This is a genomic window from Rummeliibacillus sp. BSL5, from assembly GCF_052928305.1.
Window position 1 is genome coordinate 308,118 of record NZ_JAVGCV010000001.1, and the last position, 20,154, is coordinate 328,271.

The 20,154-nt window shown below is 35.8% G+C and carries 18 protein-coding genes; 12 read left to right on the forward strand and 6 right to left on the reverse strand.

Annotated features, from left to right (window positions below):
* The first annotated feature begins 169 nt into the window (after positions 1–169).
* On the forward strand, positions 170–841 hold the full coding sequence (locus RCJ93_RS01575) for a TerC family protein (protein WP_066788352.1): 672 nt from the start codon (positions 170–172) through the stop codon (positions 839–841).
* Between the two features lie 103 nt (positions 842–944).
* Here the strand turns inward: RCJ93_RS01575 and pepF are convergent, their stop codons facing one another.
* Positions 945–2,762: an oligoendopeptidase F gene (gene pepF / locus RCJ93_RS01580; RefSeq protein ID WP_446738200.1), complete on the reverse strand. Its 1,818-nt coding sequence runs from the start codon at positions 2,760–2,762 to the stop codon at positions 945–947.
* 164 nt (positions 2,763–2,926) lie between these two features.
* Entirely contained in the window at positions 2,927–4,300 is a 1,374-nt protein-coding gene (gdhA, locus tag RCJ93_RS01585; protein ID WP_223823551.1) for an NADP-specific glutamate dehydrogenase, read from the reverse strand.
* 159 nt (positions 4,301–4,459) lie between these two features.
* Between gdhA and RCJ93_RS01590 the strand changes: the two genes are divergently transcribed.
* Complete coding sequence (locus RCJ93_RS01590) at positions 4,460–4,924, forward strand: YaiI/YqxD family protein (RefSeq protein ID WP_446738201.1); 465 nt, start codon at positions 4,460–4,462, stop codon at positions 4,922–4,924.
* Positions 4,925–4,984: 60 nt separating this feature from the next.
* Here RCJ93_RS01590 and RCJ93_RS01595 read toward each other — a convergent pair whose 3' ends face one another.
* Positions 4,985–5,776 (reverse strand): squalene/phytoene synthase family protein, encoded by a 792-nt coding sequence (locus RCJ93_RS01595; RefSeq protein WP_150284953.1) that lies wholly within the window; start codon positions 5,774–5,776, stop codon positions 4,985–4,987.
* A gap of 188 nt (positions 5,777–5,964) precedes the next feature.
* Here RCJ93_RS01595 and RCJ93_RS01600 point away from each other — a divergent pair, with 188 nt between their 5' ends.
* The 3 genes from RCJ93_RS01600 (at position 5,965) to coaW (ending at position 8,260) form a co-directional block, all read left to right on the forward strand.
* The gene (locus RCJ93_RS01600) at positions 5,965–6,699 is read left to right on the forward strand and encodes an SDR family NAD(P)-dependent oxidoreductase (protein ID WP_150284665.1); all 735 of its coding nucleotides are present in this window, start codon (positions 5,965–5,967) and stop codon (positions 6,697–6,699) included.
* A 34-nt stretch (positions 6,700–6,733) separates the two neighbouring features.
* The gene (locus RCJ93_RS01605; protein ID WP_150284664.1) at positions 6,734–7,153 is read left to right on the forward strand and encodes a MarR family winged helix-turn-helix transcriptional regulator; all 420 of its coding nucleotides are present in this window, start codon (positions 6,734–6,736) and stop codon (positions 7,151–7,153) included.
* A 282-nt stretch (positions 7,154–7,435) separates the two neighbouring features.
* Positions 7,436–8,260 (forward strand): type II pantothenate kinase, encoded by an 825-nt coding sequence (coaW, locus tag RCJ93_RS01610; RefSeq protein ID WP_066788333.1) that lies wholly within the window; start codon positions 7,436–7,438, stop codon positions 8,258–8,260.
* 75 nt (positions 8,261–8,335) lie between these two features.
* Here the strand turns inward: coaW and RCJ93_RS01615 are convergent, their stop codons facing one another.
* The gene (locus RCJ93_RS01615) at positions 8,336–8,728 is read right to left on the reverse strand and encodes a reverse transcriptase-like protein (RefSeq protein WP_150284663.1); all 393 of its coding nucleotides are present in this window, start codon (positions 8,726–8,728) and stop codon (positions 8,336–8,338) included.
* Positions 8,729–8,808: 80 nt separating this feature from the next.
* On the opposite strand from RCJ93_RS01615, the gene RCJ93_RS01620 reads away from it, so the two are divergent.
* The 4 genes from RCJ93_RS01620 to RCJ93_RS01635 all read left to right on the forward strand — a co-directional run bounded on the left by RCJ93_RS01620 (position 8,809) and on the right by RCJ93_RS01635 (position 14,078).
* Complete coding sequence (locus RCJ93_RS01620; RefSeq protein WP_446738938.1) at positions 8,809–9,000, forward strand: zinc-finger domain-containing protein; 192 nt, start codon at positions 8,809–8,811, stop codon at positions 8,998–9,000.
* Positions 9,001–9,586: 586 nt separating this feature from the next.
* On the forward strand, positions 9,587–10,957 hold the full coding sequence (locus RCJ93_RS01625; protein WP_150284662.1) for an aspartate kinase: 1,371 nt from the start codon (positions 9,587–9,589) through the stop codon (positions 10,955–10,957).
* 242 nt (positions 10,958–11,199) lie between these two features.
* Positions 11,200–12,507 carry a hemolysin family protein gene (locus RCJ93_RS01630; RefSeq protein WP_150284661.1) on the forward strand — a complete coding sequence of 436 codons (1,308 nt, stop codon included), beginning with the start codon at positions 11,200–11,202 and terminating at the stop codon, positions 12,505–12,507.
* 359 nt (positions 12,508–12,866) lie between these two features.
* Complete coding sequence (locus tag RCJ93_RS01635; RefSeq protein ID WP_150284660.1) at positions 12,867–14,078, forward strand: MFS transporter; 1,212 nt, start codon at positions 12,867–12,869, stop codon at positions 14,076–14,078.
* A gap of 311 nt (positions 14,079–14,389) precedes the next feature.
* Here RCJ93_RS01635 and RCJ93_RS01640 read toward each other — a convergent pair whose 3' ends face one another.
* Positions 14,390–14,587, reverse strand: a complete 198-nt coding sequence (locus tag RCJ93_RS01640) for a cold shock domain-containing protein (protein ID WP_066788321.1) — start codon at positions 14,585–14,587, stop codon at positions 14,390–14,392.
* A gap of 327 nt (positions 14,588–14,914) precedes the next feature.
* Between RCJ93_RS01640 and RCJ93_RS01645 the strand changes: the two genes are divergently transcribed.
* Positions 14,915–16,795, forward strand: coding sequence for an ABC-F family ATP-binding cassette domain-containing protein (locus RCJ93_RS01645; RefSeq protein ID WP_150284659.1), 1,881 nt, complete (start codon positions 14,915–14,917; stop codon positions 16,793–16,795).
* An 18-nt stretch (positions 16,796–16,813) separates the two neighbouring features.
* A complete protein-coding gene (locus RCJ93_RS01650; RefSeq protein ID WP_150284658.1) occupies positions 16,814–17,938 on the forward strand; it encodes a conserved virulence factor C family protein in 1,125 nt (374 codons plus the stop codon).
* Between the two features lie 410 nt (positions 17,939–18,348).
* Here RCJ93_RS01650 and RCJ93_RS01655 read toward each other — a convergent pair whose 3' ends face one another.
* Entirely contained in the window at positions 18,349–19,236 is an 888-nt protein-coding gene (locus tag RCJ93_RS01655) for a LysR family transcriptional regulator (RefSeq protein ID WP_446738202.1), read from the reverse strand.
* Between the two features lie 148 nt (positions 19,237–19,384).
* Here RCJ93_RS01655 and RCJ93_RS01660 point away from each other — a divergent pair, with 148 nt between their 5' ends.
* Positions 19,385–20,125, forward strand: a complete 741-nt coding sequence (locus tag RCJ93_RS01660) for an acetoacetate decarboxylase (RefSeq protein ID WP_066788311.1) — start codon at positions 19,385–19,387, stop codon at positions 20,123–20,125.
* The last annotated feature ends 29 nt before the right edge of the window (positions 20,126–20,154 follow it).

The following is a 20,154-nucleotide window of genomic DNA, read 5'->3' on the forward strand; positions in this document are numbered from 1 at the left end:
GAATTACTTTATACCGAATTTTCTTGTTAAGAGTTATTGAGGGTTCTAGATGACGATGCATAGAAAGAATACCTCGTACATAAAAATATAATTATCGAAGTTTTTTGCTTTTTATTTTGAGGGAGTAATGTACAATAAACTAGAGAGCTTTTAGAAAGTAGGAGAATAAATGGAAGCAGAATTTATTGCAAAGATTGTATCAATTATTTTGCTAGATATTGTATTAAGTGGAGACAATGCAGTAGTCATAGCACTCGCTTGCCGCAACCTAGCAAAAAACCAACGAAAAAAAGCCATATTGATTGGAACAGGCGGTGCAATCGGTTTACGGATCGTCTTGACATTTATTGCTGTTTGGCTACTACAAATTCCATTCGTAAAAGTGGTAGGCGGCTTGCTCTTATTTTATATCGCGTATGATTTAATTCGTTCAAAAGAAGAAGATCCGGATATAAAAAGCGGCAATAACTTATTCGCTGCTGTACGTACCATCATAGTTGCGGATTTCGTTATGAGCCTTGATAATGTTTTGGCTATTGCAGGTGTTGCCAATGGACATAATGGCCTTGTTGCATTAGGCCTGCTTGTTAGTATACCTTTAATTATTTTTGGTAGCCAAATCATTATTAAATTAATGGAGAAATTCCCTATTTTAATATGGATTGGCGGTTTGCTCATTGCTTATACGGCAGGGCACATGATTGTCAATGACAAATATGGACATCGACTAGTTGAAGCTACAACACCACTTATGAATATAATTATCCCAATCATAAGTATGGTCTTACTTATACTCGTAGGACTATGGACAAAAAAAAGACAAGTTAGGAATATAAAATAAAGTGTATGCATCGGCTATGATTCATTCGTTAATTACACTATAAATGAGAAGAACTAAAAAACGTAACAATGCCAAAAACAGCATTGTTACGTTTTTTTCTATATTAGTTTGTTGTTTGATGAATTTCTGCAGTTAATTCTTCTAGTTGATCAATTAAAGAACCAATGAATGCGATGGTTTCTTGTAATGGTTTGTCTGTAGTGATATCTACATTGGCCATTTTTGCAAGTTCAACAGGCGATTTTGTTCCACCTGCTTGCAATACTTTTAGCCAATCTTCCACAGCGGGCTGGCCTTCTTCTAGGATACGTTTTGATACCTGTGTAGAAATAGTAAGCCCTGCACTGTATGTGTATGGATAAAGACCCATATAGTAATGTGGCTGGCGCATCCATGTCAACTCTGCTCCATCGTTAATTTCAACATCGTTACCCCAGAATTCTTCTAAAACCGAGCGCGTTATGTTGCTTAAGATAGCTGCATTTACACTTTCTCCTGCATCGATTAATTCATACACTTTACGCTGGTAAGCAGCTTCCAATAAGTGTGTCACAAAATTATGATAGTATGTGCGTGCAATAATGCTTGAGATAACCCATCGTTTAAAGCGGGGGTCCTCTGAATTCTTTAACAGATAATTCGCCATAAGCATTTCATTCAATGTAGACGGTGCTTCAACAAAGTATTTAGAAGAATCACTATTGAATAGAGTTTGATGCTTTTGAGCATTTCTAAAATGCCCTGCATGGCCAAGTTCGTGTGCTAAAACAAATACTTCATTCATGCGTTCAGTCCAAGAAATCAAGATATAGGAATGGAATCCATATGGACTTGAACAAAAGGCACCAGTTGATTTTCCTTCATTATTGGCGAAATCGATCCAGCGCTCATCAAAAGCAGCATCAATCATCGCAAGATAATCCTCACCCATGACGCCCAGCGCTTTCTTCATATAATCACGAGATTCTTCGATAGTCACTGAAGGTTCATAACTTGGATCCATTGGAATTTTTAAATCGGCAAATGTCATCTTGCCGATACCATGCTCTTTTTGGAGAAGCTTAGCATATCTTCTCATATGAGGCGCCAATTCTTTCATAATCAAATCGATTTGGCGGTGATATAAATCTTGCTCAACTTCTTGGTCAAATAATAAATAGTCCGTTACTGAATCATATCCACGCAAATCAGATAGAGTTTTTTCTGTTTGAACATGGGTATTATATGTTTTAGCAGTAGTATGTTGATAATCTGCCAGCTTTGTTGAGAAAGCTTTGAATGCTTCGCGACGAACTTCTGTATCTGATTCCAATTCCCAATCTCCTTCGAAAAGGTTATAGCTTAGTGGGTAGCTTTTACCGCCGACTGTAAAGTGATCAAACTTCATATCTACTAGTTTGGTTGTATTGTATAATCCGTACGGCGCATCTAATGTTGAGCTAAGTGCTGCCAGCGTTTTTTCTACTTCTGGGTGTAGCTGATGAGCTTTTTTGGCAATTAATCGATTAAGATAGTGTGCATATGTCGGCTCTATTTCTATCGCTTTTTCTAATTCTTCTGATGAAAGTTCCAATATTTCGCCATCTATAAATGATACTAGACTAGCAAACTGAGAAGAAACTGTGCTAAATTTACTTGCTCGAATTTGCGCTTCATTATTTGTTTGATCTTCTTCAAGCTGGAGAGAGACATATGTTGCATAGGGGATTAGTGATGTGACAAGTGCCTCGCAGTCACGTATGACTTCTATTACTTGTTGGGCGTTGTTAATATTTCCCTTATGTTTAGCATTAAATTCATTTGTGTCTTTTATAAGCTTTTTTACGCCTTCCTCATAAGCTTCCTCATTAGAAACCAGATGAGTCAAATCCCATGTTTCTTCTACAGGTACTTCATTACGCTTTAGTATATTTTCGACCATCTTTACCACTCCTTTATTTCGTAACACGAATCATCTCTATTATAAATCTTATATTCTATAAAGTAAAACATTTCTGACAAATTGGATTGGAAGTCAAGTTATTGCTTTTGATAATAACAAAACAATTAAAACTCTATGAATATAAAACTTCAATTTATCACTTACTATATAATCCCTTGAGCAATCATTGCATCTGCTACTTTTAGAAAACCAGCAATATTGGCGCCAATCAAAAGGTTTCCGTCATGTCCGAATTCTTTTGCTGCGTTTTTACTGTTTTCGTAGATTGATTTCATAATATCATGCAGCTTTTCATCTACTTCTTCAAAAGTCCAAAAAATTCGCATGCTATTTTGAGCCATTTCTAGCGCAGATACAGCTACTCCGCCAGCATTAGCGGCTTTAGCTGGAGCAAATAATATATCATTAGCCAAAAATGCTTGAATGGCTTGTAAGGTTGAGGGCATGTTAGCTCCTTCACCAACAGCTTTGAGACCATTTTCAATTAGCAATTTAGCTGATTCTTCGTCGATTTCATTTTGAGTAGCGCAGGGGAGGGCAATGTCACATGGAATACTCCAGATGCCTTTGCAGCTTTCTTTATAGGTTGCATTCGGACGGGAGTCTACATATTCTTTAATACGGCCGCTTCTCATCTCTTTGATGTCTTTGACAACTGATAAGTCTATGCCATCAGGATCAAAGATATATCCATCTGAATCCGAGCATGCAATTACCTTGGCGCCTAGCTGCTGCGCTTTTTCTATAGCATACGTGGAAACATTACCTGTTCCGGATACGACAACCGTAGCATCTTCGAATGTTAGACCCTTTTCTTTCAGCATTTCTTGCACAAAGTAAACAGTACCATATCCAGTAGCTTCTTTTCTTGCTAAAGATCCACCAAATCTAGGGAGTTTTCCTGTAATGACACCAGGTTCGTATGCACCTCGTATTCGATTATATTGGCCAAATAAAAATCCAATCTCACGTGAGCCAACTCCAATATCGCCAGCAGGCACATCGACATCGGGTCCAATATATTTATGTAATTCCGTCATAAATGCTTGGCAAAATCGCATGATTTCTGCATCAGATTTTCCTTTAGGATCAAAATCGGCACCGCCTTTTGCGCCGCCGATTGGCTGGCCGGTCAAAGAGTTTTTAAATATTTGCTCAAAGCCTAAAAATTTTACGATACTTTCATTGACAGAAGGATGAAAACGAAGGCCTCCTTTATAAGGGCCGATTGCGGAGCTGAATTGAACGCGGTAGCCACGGTTTACTTGGATTTTTCCACTGTCATCTTCCCACGAAACACGGAATTTCACTACACGCTCTGGTTCTACAATCCGTTCTAAGAGGCTTGCTTTCATATATTCTGGCTTCTTTTCAAATACGGGTGTTAATGAGAAGAGGATTTCTTTCGCTGCTTGAAGAAATTCGGGTTCATGACCGTGATGTTCTTTCAGGTTATTGAATACTTTATCAATATAGGAAGTTGCGATTTGCTTTGAATCTCTCATATTGGTAACCATTTAATACCCCCATATAATTAGACTTATCTCTCTATATTATACAAAATGATGTGAATTTTCAATCAATTATTATTATAAAAATACGAAAGCGTTAACATATGTGACAGATCAGTACTTTACTGTTAGCATGAAAAGTGAAAGTGTTGAGGAGTGAATGGAATGCCTAAAATTTGTATTGATGCAGATGGCTGTCCTGTCGTACCTGAAAGTATTCAGGTTGCAAAAGAGCTTGAACTTGAAGTAATTGTTTTCTGTGATACAGCGCACTTGATACAGATAGACGGAGTGCAGACCGTTATTGTTTCAAAAGGAGCCGATGCGGTTGACTTTGCTTTAGTAAATCAAATCCAAAAAGGGGATATAACCATTACCCAGGATTATGGTCTAGCAGCAATGGTGTTAGCTAAAGGAGGTTATGCTATAAACCAAAATGGCTTACAGTATACATCAGAGAATATTGACCAGCTTCTTTATGCAAGGCATTTTAATCAAAAGGTGCGTCAAGCAGGTGGAAGAGCGAAAGGACCAAAGAAAAGAACTAAAGAAATGAATGGGCGCTTTATCGAGAAATTTAGAAGCCTTTGTCTATCTATTCTTGAAAATAAAGCTGGCGGCATTTATTAACCGCCAGCTTTATTTTTTTCTAGACAAATTTTGCTTGAGATTTAAATGGTGCGGAGAACTTTAATTTATATCTGAAGTTACTTCTTCTACAGTTTGTTCTACTTCGCTCCGCGTCATTTTAACATGGCCTTTTCTCATTGCATCGAGTGTTTTGTGAGCTAATGCTAAAGGAATTTTACAAAACATCAAGATACTGCGTTTTTTAATGCTTTTATTATATTCATCAGCTTTTGCCAGGTTTTCCTCTGCATATTTAAATAAATCATCGCGTGTCCAGCCTTCAGGCATGAAGCTTACGCCACGTTCACTGTCTTCATCCTGGTTCCGCAAAATATTAACAGCTTGTAGTCCTCGCCCATAACCAATAGCGAGATCACGATCAGTCTCAACTCCAGCTCCCCATAGCCATATATCTGATAACATGGTGCCTACCAAGCCAGCTACATAATAAGTATATTCATCGAGGTCTTCTTTCGTTTTAACAATCCATCCTTTTGCAGCCCATTTGGCCATACCTTCTGCCATTTCACTAGTAGAATCTGCAACTGTCTTGCGGATACCCTCTGGACAGAGTGATAGCCAATCAAAAAGGCGAAGAGAAACTTCTGGTAATTTGTCTTTATAAGGAGCGATCAGTGATTGATAGGCGTCCTCGTTAGCAGAAGATTTTAATAGTTGGCTAATTTCATTTAACAAGTCTGTTTTTACAGTAGTCGGCAATTCTTCATGATCTTCGATTTCATCGATTGCCCGCATGCACAAATAGGCAGCAGCCACTGTTGTTTTTAAGTCCTTTTTCAAAAATGTAATAGGAATAAAAAACGTACGGCTTGTCTCCTTTAAAACAGTCATTGCTTCTTTATATATATCTTTGTGTGCTTCCAATTAAAACTTCCTCCGTTCACTTTCAAACATGTTCTATAACTATCCTATATCAATTAATGAAAAATGAAAAATATAATCTATAGTTTTGCTAAAACAAAATTAATATGATATTATTTAGATGCTTAAATACTTGAGAATAAAAGGAGATTTTTTACATGGGACGTTTAGAGAATAAAATTGCAATCATTACAGGTGGAGCTTCTGGTATGGGTGCGCAAATGGCAAAATTATTCGCATCAGAAGGCGCAACTGTTATTGCGGCAGATATCAGCGAAAAAAATTTAGCTAATGTTTCAGAAATTGACGGCGTTGAAGGTATGAAACTAGATGTGACTTCAGATGAAAATTGGGCTGAATTGACTAAAAACATCGTAGATAAATATGGTCGCATTGATATTCTAATCAATAATGCTGGTATTTCATCTCAAAAATCACCTGATGATGTTACGGCAGATGACTGGGCTTTATTGCATAAAATCAACTCTTTTGGACCATTCCTTGGAATCAAACATGTAAAACCGTATATGATTGAAGCTGGCAAAGGTGCAATTGTAAATACTTGCTCATATACTGCATTAATCGGTTCAGGTACGAACCCATATACAGCATCTAAAGGTTCACTTCGTGCGATTGCACGTGCAGCTGCTGCTGAACTTGGAAAACACAACATCCGTGTTAACACTGTTTTCCCTGGTGTAATTGAAACACCAATGACTGCAAATATTGGCCAATTTAAAGAGGCAATGGATGCTTTAATCCGTGCTACTCCAATGGGCCGTCTAGGTAAACCAGAAGAAGTAGCGAATGCTTCTTTATTCTTAGCATCTGATGAAGCTTCTTATATTACAGGTGCAGAATTAGTTATTGACGGTGGATATTCAGCACAATAATAAATTCGTAAATTTAGAAAAGAAGGGGATGCATATGACCGAAAATCCTTCCTTATTTGAATTGCTTCATGAAATGGATAAAGTAAATGGGAAAATGATTATCCGTTGGAAGAAATTATTTAAAGTAAATATCGGTATTTCTCATATTTTGGTTCTGAGTTATCTAAAAGAACACGGCCCAAGCAGACCTTCTGATATTGCAAAATATCTAGAATTTGCTCCTGCATCTTTGACGCATTTATCGGACAAGTTAATTGCCAATCACTACTGTGTCCGAAACGCAAGTTCTAAGGATCGCCGTATTACATTTTTAGAAATCACTGATGAGGGATTAAATGTACTCAAAGAGGCAACAATCCTAGGTCAAGATATGAAACGAGAATATTTTAAAGTTTTATCTGATGAAGACATTAATCATCTATTAGCTATTTATACAAAATTAAATAATCAATAACTAAAATCCCCCATTTTTCGCCTACAAAAATTAGGTTTAAGATTATTGGCAATCGTTGAGAGCAGCCATTATCTTGCTTCTAAATACTAAAAAAGATCCATTCAATTGGATTAACATAAGTACCCGTAAGAAAGGTTTAACTCTTTCTTATGGGTACTTTACTTTTTTGCTTCTTTATAATAATGAACTTGAAATGGAACTTTTTGGAGAAGCTAAAAAGCTATTTGCACAATTTCTTCATACAGAGTAAAGTAGGAGTGGGCGGAAAAAGGAGATTAATATATGTCACAAGCAATCGGTTTAGATGCAGGAGGAACTCTTACAAAACTTGCATATTTAGATGAAAACAACCAATTAAAATTAAAGCACTTTCCTTCTAATAACATGCCAGCTATTATAAACTGGATTAATTCGAAGCATAATATAAAGGAAATTGGAATTACTGGAGGCCGTGCCGAACAAGTAAAGACAATGCTTGACCAAGATACAAACTTACATTATATAGTGGAATTTGAAGCTACTCTAAAAGGTGTTCGGTATCAGCTGGAAAAAGAAAACCACAATTTCGACAAATGTATCATTACAAATATTGGTACAGGAACATCTATCCATTACATGAATCAAATAGAGCATATGAGAGTTGGAGGAACAGGGGTTGGAGGAGGCACCTTAATTGGCTTGTCAGCTCTTACTACAGGTATCATTAATTACCAAGAGATACTTCAACTTGCTAAAAAAGGAAGTAGAATGGGTATTGATCTTTTAGTCCAAGATATTTATCAGGGGATGGAAACACCGATCTCTCCTACCTTGACGGCCAGCAATTTTGGCAAGGTTGGAATTAATGATGTTTTAGAATATAGGACAGAGGATATTTTAGCGACAATTCAAGGGTTGGTTGGTGAAGTAATTACTACGCTTAGTATTCAACTTGCAGAGCAAAATGAAGTAGAGCAAATTGTATATATCGGCACAACATTAGATAATAATGAAAAACTGCGAGATATTATCGCCGACTATACGATATTAAAAAAGAAAACGCCTGTATTTTTAGATGACCATGGTTTTAGCGGAGCAATTGGCGCGTTAATGAATGTTACACAATAGTTTTACTAGTTACTTTTGAATATGCAAATAATGCCAGTAGCAAGCTCAATACAGCGGTTGCTGCTGGCATATTCCTTATGCATTATTTTTTTGTATACCTTCTCTTGCCAGGGCATCAGCCGCTTTATTTTGCGTATCAGGAACCCACTTGATAAAGAAAAAGTCGAACTCTTTTATTAAAACAAGTGCTTTTTCCAAGTATGGCTGATATTCCGCATTTTTCACAAATTCTTTTTCTACAGAAGCCACGACAATTTTGGAATCGGATCGAAATGATACCATCCCATTCGTTAACTTTTTTGCTTCTTCTAAGCCACGTACAAGTGCTATAAATTCAGCTACATGGTTATTGGCCATACCTATAGGTTCGCTCAATTTTATGAAATGGTCTTCCCCTTTAATAAAGATCCCTATGGCACTAGGGCCTGGGTTTCCAGCACTTGCTCCATCAATGTAAACTTCTAGCATGTCTAAACTCCCTTCACTTGCATATTATCGCTTATTTTTAGTAAAATGAAACGTATACGAAAAAGAGGTGATATATTTTGATCAACCAGGTCACCGTCGTTAAAGAAATCGATGAATTAATAGAAGATTATTGTGATGGCTGCCTCGCCAAACAACAACTGCGTACAGAACGCGGCAAAGCCGGTGCTCATAAATTTTGTATTGAATCCTGCACGGTTGGCGAACAATTGCACTTCTTAGGACAAGAATTATTAAAAGTCTACAGTAAATAGATTGTACTATAAATTAGAGTATTGAGAGTATTTTTCTCAATACTTTTTTTGTACTAGGAATTCTTAATGGAATGAAGGAATATAGTTAATTTTAACAAAGGTGAAGCCTACAAAAGGTTAAAATGAAAAGATAGATGTTATTTTAGAGGATTATGTATAGAAAATACTTGTCGGCCATTTTTAGTTAAGTAATTTAAAGGATAATGAAACCATGGTCAATGTAACAGCTACTATGGCTGTAAATGGTAAAGCATTAGAAACAGCAAATTTATTTTTCCAGCCGCTTAGATGAATAATTACAGTCATTGTAAATTAATAAGAAGTTATATAGAAGCAGGGATTCTGAATACTAATATATATCAAATTCTCAAGAGAGTTGGTAAATAATCAAAATTAATTTTAAAATTTCTTCATTGTTGAACTCTTCCTATCTATAAGTATAAAAGGCCACCTTACATATAAAATTTAAGTTAATGTTAAGAAAAATTAGATAAATATTTTTATATTTATTGACTAAATATTGTATTATTTATACACTGTTTTAAAACATTATTCAAAATGTTGTACATAATTGGGAGATGATTTGATGAAAGTATGTAAATTTGGTGGTACTTCAGTAGCGAATGCGGAACAAATAAAAAAAGTTGCATCAATCGTTAAATCGGACAAATCAAGACGCTTAGTCGTTGTATCCGCTCCAGGAAAAAGATTTCCGGAAGATATTAAAGTAACAGACTTGCTTATCGACTTAGTTAATGGCGTTATTGCCGGTGTTGATTATCAAGAGAGACTTGAAAAAGTTGTATCTCGTTTTCATGTGAATGCAGTAGACCTAGGGTTAGATGATACGATTATTGAAGATTTAAGAAGAGATTTGAATAATCGCATTCATCATAATTTACAGATCAGCGAGCAATATTTGTTTGATACAATAAAAGCTTGCGGTGAGGATTATAGCGCCAGAATGATCGCAGCATATTTGAATAAAATAGGTGTAAAAGCAAGATATATTGGCCCAAAGGAAGCAGGGCTTATTGTGAACGAAGCCCCTTCTAGAACAATGGCAATAGATGAAGCGTATAAGAATTTAGCAGCTTTAAAAGATTCAGAAGATATTGTTATTTTTCCAGGTTTTTTTGGATTCACAAAAGCGGGTCGGCTGCGGACATTTGACCGAGGGGGTTCAGATATTACAGGCTCTATTTTAGCAGCGGCTGTTCAGGCAGATGTATATGAAAACTTTACTGATGTAGATTGTGTATTTACTGCCAATCCTAAAGTTGTTAATCACCCTTCAGAGATTCAGGAGATTACATATAGAGAAATGCGAGAATTGTCTTACGCAGGCTTCTCGGTGTTTCATGATGAAGCACTGATGCCAGTTGTGAAATTGGGTATACCGGTTCATATAAAGAATACAAATAATCCAGAAGCAAAGGGAACAAAAATAGTTGAAAAAAGGCACGTAAACCCACATGCTATTACAGGCATTTCAGCTGATGCTGGATTTTCAATCTTATATATTAGTAAATATTTAATGAACAGAGAGATTGGTTTTGGCCGTAAACTACTCCAAATTCTTGAAGAGGAATATATCTCTTATGAACATACACCTTCTGGTCTTGATGATATTTCTGTTATTATAAGGAGCCATCAATTAACACCTGAAAAGGAAGAAAGGATTATTAAGAGGGCATACAATGAATTGCATGCAGATGATGTTTATTTCCGACATGGATTTTCAATGGTCGTTCTTGTAGGAGAAGGTATGAATAACAGTACGGGGCTAGCCGCAAGAGCAGCGACTGCCATTTCGAGAACAGGGGCTAATATAGAAATGATCAATCAAGGATCATCTGAGGTTAGTTTAGCATTTGGTATACTTGAAAAATACGAAGATACGATTCTTAGATCACTATATGAAGAATTTTTCGCTATGGCAGCGTATGCCAATTAAAAAATAAACTTATATTAAAAGGCAGTTGCCTAAAGATAAATCAAAATACATCATTTCTATTAATAACATACATTCAGATGCACAACATAGACAAACAGCATTGAATGACAAAATATTAAAATTTTTCGTTAAACAATGGTTTGCATTTGCATTTTTGAATATTAAACCTTTTAATAAGAAGTAGTTGAAAAAACAGGAGGTGAACTCTCTGCGTTAAAACAAATAACGCAGAGAAATCATATTTGGACAGTGAGATAGCCAGTAATTTAGTTCTGTTTGTGCTTTTAATTGCAATGACAGGGTTTTTTGTCGCCACAGAATTTGCGATTGTAAAAGTAAGGCAAACGCGAATCGATCAACTTATTACGGAAGGTAATAGAAAAGCTATAAAAGCCAAGAAAGTATTAAGTCATTTGGACGAATACTTATCAGCTTGTCAATTAGGTATTACGATTACAGCCCTCGGCTTAGGCTGGATTGGAGAACCAACAGCCCATAAAGTCTTTACACCCCTAATGGAGATGGCTGGTATTGATGGAAGCTTAGCTAAATGGCTTTCTTTCGCCTTTGCCTTTGCGGTTGTCACGTTTGCACATGTAGTTATTGGGGAATTGGCGCCAAAAACTTTTGCAATCGAGCAGGCAGAAAAGATTACATTAAGGTTTGCAGGTCCTTTAATTATTTTTCACATTGTAACTTATCCACTCATCAAAATATTAAATGGTTCAGCAAGGGTGCTAACAAGTCTCTTTGGCTTGAAGTTGTCAACAGAGCATGAAGAGGCACATAGCGAGGAAGAATTGCGCATGATTTTATCAGACAGCTATAAAAGTGGAGAAATAAATCCATCTGAATATAAATTGGTTAATCGCATTTTTGAATTTGATGAACGAATTGCGAAAGAAATCATGGTTCCTCGTACTGAAATGATTGGCTTTAATAAAGAAACCACATTAAATAATGTATTTGAATTAATGAATGAAGAACAATATACTCGTTATCCAGTTATGGATGGTGATAAAGACCATGTCATCGGCATTGTTAATATGAAGCATCTCTTATCAGCTATTGTGATGGATGCCAAAAATGGTCAAAAAACAGTTGAAGAGTATATGCAGCCTGTCATCCGTATTATTGATACGGTGCCAATCAATAGTCTTTTACTAAAATTTCAAAGGGAAAGCATTCATATGGCCATTTTGTTAGATGAATACGGAGGTACGTCAGGCCTCGTAACTATAGAGGATGTTATAGAAGAAATTGTCGGAGATATTCGAGATGAATTTGATGAGGATGAAGAGCCTGAAATTCAAAAGGTAGCTGATGGCCATTTTAAATTTAATGGCAAAGTGCTATTAGAACAAGTCAATACTATGTTAGGTGTTCAAATAGATGAAGAAGATATAGATACAATTGGCGGATGGTTTATGTCACAACATGATAATATCAAGGAAGGCGTATTTTTTGAGAAAAATGGCTTCCAATTTATTGTAAAAGAAGTGAATAAACATCAAATCATTCGTGTCGAAGCAAAAAAAGTAAGTGTTTAAAAAGGGTTATTAGCCATTAATTTAGACTAATCCAAGAGAGGATATTATGTTCAATATATGAGCATATATCCTCTATTCTTTTATATAATAGATTAGTTAAGGTGAAGTATATAAAGTATTTAGATGGATAGGAAAAAGCCCTAAATATATGGCTGTTAATTACTTATTACTGTAGGGTGTAACATACTGAAAAGCAATGCTATAATTCTAAGAAATATTTTTTGATAATAAAAAACTTTTGATGAATCTAAATCCCCCAGATTTATCTCATATATGAAAGGAGTCAAATTTTAATGAATAGTCCAATATAATATTCCCCTATTAAGCCAAAATCAAAATGAAATATCGGGGGATATATAATGAAAATGAATAGAAATTTTTCTTTATTACTATTGGGTCAATCACTCGCAAACATAGGCGATGTTTTATATATAGTCAGTGTAATAAGTACAATTTTTGTATTAACAGGTTCTGCAATTGCAGCATCGTTCGTGCCTTTTACAATTGCTTCTTCTATGTTTATATCCAGTCTGTTGACACCTCTCTTGGTTGAGAAATTAAATCTTAAATGGTTACTTGCTGGGTCACAAATTGCAAAAACTATTTTACTCTTTATTCTTGGGTTAATGTTAATAGGTCTAACAGCAGCTAATTATTATTTTATCTTTTTAATAATAGGATGGATTGCTTTTTTTGACGGTTGTGCAAATCCAATAAGACAGACATTGACTCCTTACTATGTTAAACCTGAGCATCTAATTCAAGCTAATGGAATTTCTGAAACTATTACGCAAGTAATACAAGCAGGAATGTGGTTCGTAGGAAGTTCATTGTTGATTATTGTTAGCTCTCAACAACTTATTTGGTTAGTTGGTTGTTTATTTATAATTGCAAGCATATTACTTTGCCTTTTAGAAAGTGTTAGCAATCATGAAACAACCGAGATAAAAGGTAAATTAGAAAAGATTAAAGAGGGGTGGAAAACTTTATCTAACACTCCAGTGTTAAGAAGGATTGCTTGGATAGAATTTTTGGAAACAATTGCAGCCACAGTTTGGATAGCTGCTATTTTATATGTGTTTGTCAGCGATGCATTGAACGTTGATGAAAAATGGTGGGGATTTATCAATGGAGCTAATTTTATAGGTTTGATTTTAGGAAGTGCTTATTGTATTAAATTTTCTTCTTTTGTAGAAAAGAAAATTGGAACCTTTATTTTTGTTGGTTCATTCTCAAGTTTCTTATTCACAATATTATTTAGCCTAAACAGCATTCCTCTAATTTCCTTACTTTTATCACTCTGTGTGGGACTCTTTGGGCAAATTAAGAAAATTCCTCAACAAACGGTTATACAAACTAGTGTATCAAAAGAACAGTTGTCCACTGTTTATACCTCCTTAGGGGCTATCGGAACTGGGATTTTTGGTGTTGGCTCTCTTGTTATGGGAGTATTAGCAGATTTTTTAGGAATTAGAATAGTATTCGTCATATCGGGGCTATTACTTGCAATTGTAAGTATAATTGCTCATAAAAATAAGCAATTGTTTGTTAGAAATGTTATGGAACGATAAAGTTAAAGATGAAGTTTTAAATTAACTAAAACTTCCTTTGTTTTTAACGAATGTATGAAAATTTATGAATTAAGACCATCACTTTTGATGGTCTTTTCTGTTGAACTTATTGTACGAGGCTTTAGTAAAAGAAGAAAGGGTTCTACATATCAGATATGTAGAACCCTTTAATTTTTTATCTTATTTATTAAGTCTTGATAAGTAAATAGTTAATAGCTCCATTTTTATATACAGCGGCATTAAACGCTAACTATAAAACTGATAGAAACTTTATCTTAACTTACAAAAATTTCGCAAATAGCATTGTTGATTTATAATTTCACCACATTTGCTGCTTGGGGACCGCGATTTCCTTCAATGATATCAAACATTACTTCTTGTCCGTCATCTAAAGTACGAAAGCCTTCTTGTTGAATGCCGGTGAAATGGACAAAAACGTCATCGCCGTCATATTCTATAAAACCATAGCCTTTATCGTTATCGAACCATTTTACCTTTCCTTGATGCATCCATGATCCTCCTCACAACAGTCCATATTTAATTAAATGAATTTCTGAACACTGATTAAAATCTGAATAAAATCTTCAAACGAGCAAGTTAAGGCTCATTCTAGTATTCATCAGTGTTGGGTAAACTATACATGATTATATAAAAATTGTCAAATAACTCTCACAATAGTTGAGCTAAGAGCTTTTTAGGCGAGATTTGAGCCTAAGAGAAGTATACTAAATAGATCATGTCTATTAAGCGGAATCAAAGCTTTCAAATGGCTGAAGAAAGGCTTTAAAATATGGTAGACTTTATATATCAACTCCATTAGAAAGAGAAGGAAAATTATGAGTCACTTAATTGTATCTAATTTTACTAAAACAGTAGGAGATAAAACACTGTTTAGAAATATTGATTTTACTATAACAGAAGGTGAAAGAGCAGGGCTTATCGGGATTAATGGTACGGGGAAATCAACATTGCTGTCTATTTTAGCAGGTGATTTGGAAGCTGATACGATAGAACTTGACCATCCAAATAAATATAGGATTGCATACTTGCCACAAAATCCAACTTTTAAAGAAGGAGAAACCGTTTTACAGGCGGTCTTTTCTGGTGATTCCCCAATACTTGCTCTTAATAGAGAATATGAGGAAATTGTTTTTGCTTTAAGCAGCCAGCCCGATTCCACATCGCTGCAAGAAAAGCTATTTCGGCTTCAACAGCAAATGGAACAACAACAGGCTTGGGATATTAATGCATTAGCTAAATCATCATTGACAAGGTTGGGCATCGATCAATTTGAAGAACAAGTGAGTCACTTATCTGGTGGCCAGCAAAAACGTGTAGCATTAGCCAAAACTCTTATAGAGCCGGCAGATCTCTATTTATTAGATGAACCAACGAACCATTTAGATGTACAGTCAACGGAGTGGCTTCAGGATATGGTTTCTCGTTTAAAGGGGGCAGTCATTTTTATTACACATGATCGCTACTTCCTTGACGCTGTGTCAACCCATATTTATGAGTTGGCAAACCAAACACTATATAAACATACAGGGAATTATGCAGCCTTTTTAGAAGCGAAGGCACTACGGGAAGAGATAGAGAAAGCAACAAATGCGAAGATGCATAATCGTTACCGTTCCGAGCTTAAATGGATTCGTAGAGGAGCAAAGGCCCGATCTACAAAACAGAAGGCTCGCATTCAACGCTTTGATGAATTATCCAAGAACCTGGACAAAGTAGAAGAGGATGACTCATTAGAGATTGGTCTTGCAACAGCAAGATTAGGAAAAAAAGTGATCGAAGGTAAGGAAGTTTCAAAAGCTTATAACGAAAAACAATTAATAAGCTGCTTCTCCTTCCTTTTACAACAAGGTGATCGTATTGGTATTATAGGGCCAAATGGTGCTGGGAAAAGTACATTATTGAATATCCTGGCAGGCAATATTCAGCCGGATGAAGGAACTATTGAATTTGGCTCGACTGTTCGAATTGCACATTTTACACAGCAGCTTCCTAAAATGGACGGCAATATGCGTATGATTGAATACATTAGAGAAACAGCAAATGATATTGAAGATGCTTCAGGTGAACACCATTCTGCAGCTGCAATGCTAGAGCGCTTTTTATTTCCAATGAACTCTCACGGTACGATCATCCAAAAGTTATCTGGTGGCGAAAGAAAAAGGTTGCACCTGTTAAAATTACTAATGGAACAACCGAACGTTTTATTGCTTGATGAACCGACAAATGATTTGGATATTGAAACTCTATCAATATTAGAAGACTTCATTGAACAATTTCCAGGTGTGGTTGTAACAATATCACATGATCGCTTCTTCCTTGACCGAATTGCGAAGAAGTTATGGATTCTAAAAGATGGAACAGTAGAACAAAGCCTGGAGGTATATAGCGATTACTTAGCAATTGAGCAAATACAAGAACAGCAATCAGAAAAAATTGCTCAAACTCCAAAGGCTAAACCAAAAGATAAAACACAAAAGAAAAAGGTAACTTATAAAGAAAGATTAGAGTGGGAATCGATTGAAGGGGAAATTGCAAAAGTGGAAGAAGCCATTATGGCATTAGAAGAGGAAATTGCTAAAGCCGGCTCAGATTTTACTTTGCTTCAAAATTTAACTTCTGACTTAGAACAGCAAAATGCAAAATATGAAGAGCTCATAGAAAGATGGGAGTATTTACAAGGGATTATGAACGAATAGGAAGGAATGAAAGAAAATATGAATATTAAAAGTATAGAACCTACACCAAGCCCAAATACAATGAAAGTCATATTAGACCAAGAGCTTCCTTTTGGGACAGCCCATAATTATTCTGAGAACAATAAAGAAGACGCACCACAAGTAATCCAAGAAATATTGAAAATCGAGGGTGTGAAAGGCGTTTATCATGTTGCTGACTTTTTGGCAGTCGAACGAAATGCTAAGTATGATTGGGCTCAGCTATTGGCCGCCGTGCGCAATGCTTTTGGAGAAAATAACGAACTTTCAGAGGCTCAAAAAGTGGACGAACATTATGGCGAAGTATATGTACATGTCCAAATGTTTAAAGGTATGCCATTACAAGTAAAAGTGTTCGATAGTCTATCTGAACAACGTTTTGGTCTTTCAAAAAGATTTGTTGATGCATTTAACGATATGCTGAAAAAAGATGAAAACTATATTATGGAGCGTAAATGGGTGGATTATGGTGTCCGTTACGGTGATAAGAATCAAATTGGGCAGAGCTTGGTGGATGAACTGGAGGCCGCATATCCTGAAAAACGTATCCAAGAAATAATCGAAGCAAGTAAAGAAGAAAAGAACATAGTAACAAGAGAAAAACGAAAAATTACTATCCAGGAGTTTGAAGCAGATGATTGGGAGACACGTTTCCAATTGCTTGATCAAATGGCTGACCCAGATACAAGTGACCTTCCATTATTGGACCTTGCGTTAAATGACGAAAAAATGTCAATACGCCGCTTGGCAACGGTATATTTAGGAATGATTGAGGACAAAGCAGTCGTACCATTTTTAAGTAAAGCATTAAAAGATAAAAGTGCTTCTGTTCGTCGCACAGCTGGAGATTGCATGAGCGATCTAGGATTTGTTGAATTTGAACCAGCAATAATAGAAGCTCTGCAAGACAAAAATAAGCTTGTTCGCTGGAGGGCTGCCATGTTCTTATATGAAACAGGTACCCCAGCAAGCCTTGAAGCATTAGAAAAAGCGAACAACGATCCTGAATTCGAAGTGAAACTGCAAGTGGAAATGGCCATTGCCCGTATTTCTAAAGGGGAAGAGGCCATGGGATCTGTCTGGAAACAGATGACTGAAGCTCGAGCAAATAATGATGTAAAATAAGTGGATTGAATCGAACCTATTTTAAAAGAAAAATGCCAGCATAATCAACTTCGATATGCTGGCATTTCTATATTATATTAAGAGCTGATTATATCTTCTCTCCTTCGTCCTTTTGAAAAGTACATGGAATAACTGTTATAAAATGATACAACACTAAACATAGCTAGCAGAAGTCGGATGACTATACTATAAATGGGTGCAAAAATGCTTGCAGTTAGTAATAAAAGTCCTAATACGCAGAGGAAAATGGCTGTATTCAAATCCTTCATGTAAACAACAACTCCTTACTTTTGTATGCTTATAAATTCGCTATGAAGGATGGATTAACCTCTTTTTTTGAAAATTTTCACATTAATTATTTGTTTAAAAAAATCCTTATAATATCCATCGTTAACACTTTTAATCTATTTTTAAGTAATTTTGAACATTTTAGAGTTCTCTTTAAAATAAGTAATAATAAAGTCTCTAAATTCTTTTGCAGATGGAGGTAATAGACCATCTTTTATCCATGACAAGCCGACAGTGTAGGTAGGACGGATATCAGCTATCTTGACGTAATGTAAATGGTATTTTCTGCATACCGAAATGGGAAGTAATGCTACACCTTGTCCAAGTTTGATGATTTCTGCCAATAGGCTAGAATCTACTTCAAAATTATTTATTGGTGTAAAACCTTCTTTTTCACATAGCTCGTTTGTAAATCTACTGTATTCCTCATTACCGGCTAGAGATATAAAAGGTTCATTTGCAATATCTCTTAAGGAAATCTCCGAATGATCTGCCAGCTTGTGACTAATAGGCAATACAAGGACAATATCCTCATCTACCAAAACGCAACTTGTTATTTCTTCATCCACTATAGGCGGGCCTGCAATACCTAAATCTATGTCTCCCTTTTTCAAGCTTGTTATTATGCCACGTTTAACTCCAATACTCTGTTGAATTTTTGTTTCAGGATTAAGGGTGATATATTCACTAATTAGACCTGTGAGAAAACGAGGATTGGAAATAGATATTTTAATTGTGCTTGCATTTTCTTGATCCTTTGACTGAATCTCCATTTTTGCATTTTCAATTTCTGTAAAAATTTTATTCACATGTCTCAAAAGAATTTTTCCGGACGAACTTAATTGAATATTTCTTCCTTTCCGGTCAAATAACTTCGTCCCTAATTCATCCTCGAGTCTCTTAATAGTAAGGCTTAACGAAGGCTGAGCAATATTTAGCTGTTTGGCAGCCTTAGAAATATGCTCAGTGTAGGCAACTGTCTGAAAGTAGTGTAACTGAAGTAACTCCATGTTTTAAATACCACCTATTTATTATAATAAATACATTTATATATTATTATGTATTAGATTAAATGTAAAATGCGATTTAAAATAATATGTGTAAGGAACAAAAAGAAGAAAATATAACATATCTAATTTCAAAGGGAGTGTTTATTAGATGAGGAAGGAAGAAGTAGTTAGACAGTTTACTACTCCGTTAGATGCAGGGGCGTTCCCGGTTGGACCATATCATTTTTATAACCGAGAATATTTAAATATTTTATATAGAACTGACCTTGAAAGTTTAAAGAAAATCGTACCCGAACCTTTAGAGATTAAAGACCCACTCGTGAGATTTGAAATAATGAAAATGCCAGATGTAACTGGTCTTGGATCCTACACGGAATGCGGGCAGGTCATACCTGTAAGCTTTGAAGGAGAAGAGGGTGATTATCTACATGCCATGTATGTAGACAGCTTTCCGGCAATTGCATCCGGTAGGGAGATAGCGGCATACCCGAAAAAACTAGGCAAGCCTAATTTATATATAGATTCAGACGCCTTGGTTGGAACATTAGATTATGGTTCTTTGAGAGTAGCAACAGCTACTATGGGTTACAAACATTATCCTCTCGACCATTCAGAGGCACTAAAAGAAATTGTTAAACCAAACTATATGCTTAAAAAGATGCCTGGATATGATGGGTATCCAAGAATTTGTGAATTGGTCCGAAGCCAAATTACAGATGTTAAGATTCTCGGAGCTTGGTCAGGACCTGCGAGGTTGGAACTGTTCGCCCATGCATTGGCTCCAATGGCGGATTTGCCTGTACTTGAGGTAGTGTCAGCTTCACACATCCTGACCGAGCTTTCATTAGCGTCGCCAACTGTTATTTTCGATTATCTAGCGGATAAATAGGCAGGCATTAATAATTGGTCAGAAAAAAA